This window comes from Ruegeria sp. HKCCD8929 (genome assembly GCF_013031405.1).
Classification (GTDB): domain Bacteria; phylum Pseudomonadota; class Alphaproteobacteria; order Rhodobacterales; family Rhodobacteraceae; genus Ruegeria.
Map to the genome: position 1 here is coordinate 1 of NZ_WPZY01000090.1, position 4,712 is coordinate 4,712.

General features: G+C 55.1%; 4 protein-coding genes. 2 read left to right on the forward strand and 2 right to left on the reverse strand.

Annotation, left to right across the window (positions count from 1 at the left end; translation table 11 throughout):
• Both GOX53_RS28725 and GOX53_RS28730 read right to left on the reverse strand, forming a co-directional pair.
• Positions 1–796: Fic family protein (locus GOX53_RS28725; protein ID WP_371810456.1), on the reverse strand; the 796-nt coding region annotated here is incomplete at its 3' end.
• Between the two features lie 185 nt (positions 797–981).
• Positions 982–1,665 (reverse strand): DnaA N-terminal domain-containing protein, encoded by a 684-nt coding sequence (locus tag GOX53_RS28730; protein ID WP_171182299.1) that lies wholly within the window; start codon positions 1,663–1,665, stop codon positions 982–984.
• A 466-nt stretch (positions 1,666–2,131) separates the two neighbouring features.
• On the opposite strand from GOX53_RS28730, the gene GOX53_RS28735 reads away from it, so the two are divergent.
• Together GOX53_RS28735 and GOX53_RS28740 are read left to right on the forward strand one after the other, a co-directional pair.
• Positions 2,132–3,439 carry an AAA family ATPase gene (locus tag GOX53_RS28735; RefSeq protein ID WP_171182300.1) on the forward strand — a complete coding sequence of 436 codons (1,308 nt, stop codon included), beginning with the start codon at positions 2,132–2,134 and terminating at the stop codon, positions 3,437–3,439.
• On the forward strand, positions 3,436–4,542 hold the full coding sequence (locus tag GOX53_RS28740) for a ParB N-terminal domain-containing protein (RefSeq protein ID WP_171182301.1): 1,107 nt from the start codon (positions 3,436–3,438) through the stop codon (positions 4,540–4,542). Before GOX53_RS28735 ends, GOX53_RS28740 begins: the two co-directional genes overlap by 4 nt.
• Positions 4,543–4,712: the final 170 nt, after the last annotated feature.

The window sequence follows — 4,712 nt, forward strand, 5'->3', positions numbered from 1 at the left end:
ACCAGACAATAAACGCGGTTGCATCGATTACCCCCCTGCCCTCCTTTCGCCCGGCCTGCAAAGCTGCGTAGTAGGCTTTCTTATCCCGCTCCACCTGGCGTGAAAAAGAGAACGGCAGAGCATTGCTTTGGGCAAAGACATATTCGATCAGCGCCCGGCCGATGCGGCCGTTACCGTCGGAAAACGGATGGATGGATTCAAACCAAAGGTGCGCCAAAGCTGCCTTGATTGGTGCCGAGAGTCCCTGTTCCTGCTTGAGCCAGGATAGGAAGACACTCATTTCCTGATTGAGGCATTCCGGCGGAGGAGCCTTGTAGAGAACGTCCTTGGTCCCTGCGGTGGCAGAACGCACGATCTCCAGCTCAAAATTGCGCCAACGACCCAGGTCTTCGATCTCAATTCCAAAGAACAAAAGCCGGTGCCATTCAAAGAGAACATCCGCGGTCAGAGGTCCTGGGGTAGAGCGTGCAGCGGTCATCAATTCGGCGACAGCATCGGACCTTCGCGCAATGGCCCCACGGTCGCGATGTTTGAGAGACGCAATAATGGACGCCTCGATATCCGCCGCATCCAATGGCACGCCTTCTATGCCAAAGGATGACATCGCTTCCTGGGCTAGCTGCGTCAGGTGAAATTTCTCACGGTCAGGATCCGGCATGCCATCAACAAGCCCCGCAATCTCACCGATCATCTGCGCTGAAGCAGCCAGATATGGCTCTATGCGTGCACGGTCATAGTCGAAGTGTGGCCAGTACTCAGATTGCCATATTTGGGTCATGATGCGAAAGATACTCACATTCGCATCAGAAACCAAGCAAATACGATGCGTTTATAGACGATATTATCCTCATAACGGCCATTGTTAGTCGACAAAGCACACACGTCGAACCGAGCCGAACTCAAGCTGGATCACTTCGAGCAGAGGGTGCAGATAGTGTGTTTGAACATACTGAGCGGTCTAGATATCAACGGCTGAAGTGCCTACTCCGCGGCCTCAAAGCGCAAGCTCCGCACCTCCGGGTCCACACGGCTGTAAGCGGCCAGCATTCGCCCGGACCATTTCTGCGCAATATAGTCCGCCATGAATCGCGAAGGTGCAATCAGGGTAACCACCCCCCCTGCCCTCTCGGCTTCGGTCAGATGCCGGAACCAGCTGGCCCATATCTCGGGGTCGCGACCATGTAGAATGGATTGAACACGCGTCCATACATTTACGTCCTCTGCGTTTGGCCGTGGCGGCCTGACCTCAAACGGAACAATATTGGTTTCAGTCTCCGGCTCCTCTGTCATCCGAGCTTGAAAATCCGTTCCGATCAGCGGCCAGATTCCGGCCGTATCGATCATGATCTGCTTCAGATCCAACTCATAGACTGCGACCCGTCCGCGTGCCGCCGGACGTTTAACCATGATCCATCCTTTAGCCCGGAATTTCGCCATCTCCCGTTTGACGGTGCGTTCATTCACAGACCAAAGTCGGGCAATTTCTTCCCGTCCGATCGAGAGTTCATTGCTACGCCAATTATAGCGGGTTGTGATCAGAGCCGTAATGCGCAGAATGCTACGTTGGCGATGCTTGTCGCCCGACAGTGCGTGAACGGTCAATGCTGACAAAATATCGTATTTCAGGGCCGGTGCACTTCGCCCGACCGGTTTCGTAAGCCGCATGTTCGTTCTCACCGCTCTGTCTGCCTCATGCGGTACTTTACCGCCCGTCCCACGCTGTTATCCAACGCTTTTCGTCATGTTGGCTCAATTAGCGTCCAATCCAACGATTCTGTCAAGCCGAGTCTGAATCGAGGCTGTTCAATTGGGCAGATCCAATTCAATTCAAAAAGAAAAAGGGTGAAGTTATGGTGAAGGGGGACGCTCTAGGTGTCCCCTTATCTATCTCATTTGTCCCCCTATATGGGGCGCCGCAGCGAATAGTGTCCCCCTAAATGTTGAGCGGTGGGAGGAGGTTTCCCGAGGTCGTCAGCAGCGCGGCCCCCGAATCGGTCAGGCCGTCGATCGCCCTTTTTTCTTACCCGTGGGTAAGATGACACCTTATCATAATTTCTTTTGCGTAAAGCGCAAATCAAGCGTAAATAGGAAAAACCAAAACATTTGCGTCCGAAACAATGAGACACGAGGCATGTACACGCACGAAGACCTGAACGCATTGCGTAATCAGTCCCTCAAATTGCAAGGCTGGATTCGTCAGCAAACCTTCAGTCCTGAGATGGAAAAGACCCTCAGGCGGTTTTCCAGCTGGGAGGTGTCCGAACTTATCTTCCGGGTCAACCAGTCGACATTTCGGGGTAAGCTGGCAGCGGATCCCTCGCTGCCCGGCGGCGAGGTCGAGCCAGACGGCCGCCAGCGCTGGTTCAGCCTCGACGAAGTGAATGAACTGCGTCGGCGTCTGAAGGTGAACCGTAAATCCCTGATGCCCCCCCGCCCACCGGGGAAACGTGCCATTCGGGCGGCGGTTGCCAATTTCAAAGGTGGCGCAGGGAAATCTACTGTCGCCCTGCATCTGGCCCATGCGGCCGCTCTGGATGGGTATCGCGTGCTGGTAGTGGATTTTGATCCACAGGCTACCCTGAGCCATTCGATGGGCCTAACCGATGTGGCTGAGGACTTTACAGTCTGGGGCATCATGGCGCGTGATCTGATCCGTGAAACTGCGCGGATGAACAACCGCCCGGCGGCAGCGGAGTCCGGGACCGCCCTACCCCGCCGCGAATTGCCGCCCTCAATCACCGACATGGGCCTTGGTGACCTGCGCATTGCGGATTTCATCAAGCGGACGTCCTGGTCCACCATCGACGCCATCCCCTCTTGCGCTAACGCCGCTTTCGTCGAATTCGCTTCCGCACAATATCGACACTTGAACCCTGAATGGTCCTTCTTCGCCGCAGTGTCTCGCTATCTGGACCAGATCCCAGACGAAGCGTATGACCTGATATTGTTCGATTGCCCTCCGGCGATTGGGTATCAATCCATGAACGCGGTGTTCGCCGCTGACATGCTTTATGTCCCCTCCGGGCCAGGGTACTGGGAATACGATTCAACCACATCCTTCATCGGTCAGCTAGCCGAAGCGCTGGAGGATCTGGCTTATGGGTTCGATAAAACCTTACCCACGGGTAAGGTTGGGCTGCCTAAAGTGTTTTGCGAACTCAGGTTTCTTCTGACGCGCTATGAGCCGGGCAATGCCTTGCATCAGGCCATGTTCGATGCGTTTGGCAAGGTTTTCGGTGATCATGTTGCCAAACACCCTGTCGAGATGACGCGCGCCGTTGAGCAGTCGGGACGTTTCTTGAGTTCGGTGTACGAGATGGACTACCGGGATATGACCCGGGAGACTTGGCGACGGGCGCGCTCGACCTTTGACAATGTCTATGAGGAATTCCGAGGCGTGATGTTGGCTGCTTGGGACAAGCTGGAGGATAACACATGAGCCGAAAACGCAGAATGTTTGATATCGATATGCCAGCCATAGATAGCATCCCTGCCGACAAAGTGCCGGACCAGGTTCAGGAGAAACGACGTGGGCCGATGGCCGCCGCGATCGCTGAAAACGCGGATGTCCTCCGTGATCAGAAATCGACTGAACAGTCTATTCGTGCCGAAAATGATCGTCTCGCGCATAAATTGGTTCGGCTTCGGTCGGAAGGTTTGGTGACCGAACTTGTTGCTCTGTCGGATGTTGTCACTGAGAAACTGACGCGGGATCGCAAATTCGGGCCAGATCCAGAACTGGAAGAGTTGATAGAGTCGATCCGGGACATTGGGTTGTCAAACCCAATCCGTCTCGAACGCCGTGCCGATGGCCGCTTTGATCTGATCCAGGGAATGCGCCGCTTGTCCGCGTATCGCGCCCTACATGAAGAAACAGGCGAGGACGTCTACACCCGGATCCCTGCGGGCATTTCCGACGCGTCCGATCTGAGTGACAGCTACCGGCGTATGGTTGATGAGAACCTGATCCGCAAAGATATTTCGTTTGCAGAGATGGGTGCGCTGGCTCGTGCCTATTCTGAAGACCCGGCGAACGATTGCACGGACGTGGATAAGGCGGTCGCGGTCCTGTTCAAATCCGCGAGCTATACTAAGCGCAGCTACATCCGGTCTTTCGCCAGTCTGCTGAAGATGTTGGGTGAGGTTCTTTTGCATCCCAATGACATTCCGCGCAATTTAGGGGTCGAACTTAAGCGTAAGCTCGACGGCAATCCAATGTTGATCAGTCAAGTCAAGAACGCCCTAGAGAGTGAGCCAGCCCGAGACGGCCCGGGCGAGGCTGCTATTCTCAGGGCGTTTGTGGCTCCAGATTCGGGTGCAGCGAGAAAGCCAGCTGCGCCAGGCGCAAACAAGACTCGTCGCGCCAAAACGACTTTTCAGGTGTCTGGCAGGGCAGGGGTTGCAAAGTGTTCCGCATCAAGCGGGCGTATCGAATTGCAGTACAATTTGGATTTCACCCGTGTGGACCGCCGTAAGCTGGAACAGGCAATCGCGACCCTGATCGACGAATTGCAGAACGAAGACGACATTACCCACGGGTAAGATTTTGATTGCGTGTTTTCAGTTAAGACGAAGCGCCGGGTAAGCAACCCGGTGCTTTGTGTTTTGGGCCTATCCCAATAGATCCGTCGCCGGGTTGTCGGTGATCTCAACGTCGTCATAGTATTTCTGCGCCTGTGCCATTGAGCGGTGCAGTGACAGGCGCATGGCGG